The 821-nt window shown below is 60.9% G+C and carries 1 protein-coding gene; it reads left to right on the top strand.

What is annotated here, in order from left to right:
• The first annotated feature begins 161 nt into the window (after window positions 1–161).
• Window positions 162–779: a transcriptional repressor LexA gene (gene lexA, locus HT737_RS03540; RefSeq protein ID WP_182401466.1), complete on the top strand. Its 618-nt coding sequence runs from the start codon at window positions 162–164 to the stop codon at window positions 777–779.
• Window positions 780–821: the final 42 nt, after the last annotated feature.

Genomic DNA, 821 nt, shown 5'->3' with positions numbered 1-821 from the left:
AAGATCAAAAGATCGCAGCCTGCGGCAGCTCCTACAGGTTCCCGAGTCGTCTTCTTTGTAGGAGCTGACGAGTGAAACGAGGCTGCGATCTTTTGATTTTTGTGAATGATCAATCCAGGCCGACTGGCGGTGCTTGTCAGTAAAATCCCACAGGAGTACAAATGTACTCCATGACAAACCTGACTCCCCGCCGTACCGCCATCCTGACCTTTATCCGCGAACGCATCGCCGAACACGGTCAATCCCCAAGCCTCGCTGAAATCAGCGAGGCTTTTGGTTTTGCCTCGCGCAGTGTGGCGCGCAAGCATGTGCTGGCGCTCACCGAAGCCGGGTTTATCGAGGTCAACCCGCACCAGGCCCGGGGCATTCGCCTGCTTGGGCAAGCGCCGCGCCCGGAGCTGCTGGATATTCCGGTACTCGGCCGGGTCGCTGCCGGCGCACCGATCGGTGCCGATGCCGACATCCATAACCGCTTGATGCTTGATCCCGCGCTGTTCTCCCGTGCGCCCGACTACATGTTGCGGGTGCAGGGCGACTCGATGATCGAGGACGGCATTCTCGACGGTGATCTGGTGGGAGTGAAGCGCAATCCCGAGGCGCTCAACGGCCAGATCGTGGTGGCGCGACTCGATGGTGAGGTGACGATCAAACGCTTCGAGCGTGTCGGCGCTACGGTACGCCTGCTGCCGCGCAACCCGGCGTACCAGCCGATTGTCGTGCGCGACGATCAGGACCTGGCCATCGAAGGGGTGTTCTGCGGTCTGGTGAGGCAAGGCTGATGGGCGCCGTCGTTGCACTCGATACGCTGTTCAATGGCGGCC

This window comes from Pseudomonas sp. MD195_PC81_125 (assembly GCF_014060985.1).
GTDB classification, from domain to species: Bacteria; Pseudomonadota; Gammaproteobacteria; order Pseudomonadales; family Pseudomonadaceae; genus Aquipseudomonas; species Aquipseudomonas parakoreensis.
This window is presented reverse-complemented; position numbering and strand designations above follow the sequence as displayed.

Excerpts from the sequence above, each read along its gene's own strand:
- lexA (WP_182401466.1), top strand. The coding sequence starts at position 162 with ATGTACTCCATGACAAACCTGACTCCCCGCCGTACCGCCATCCTGACC.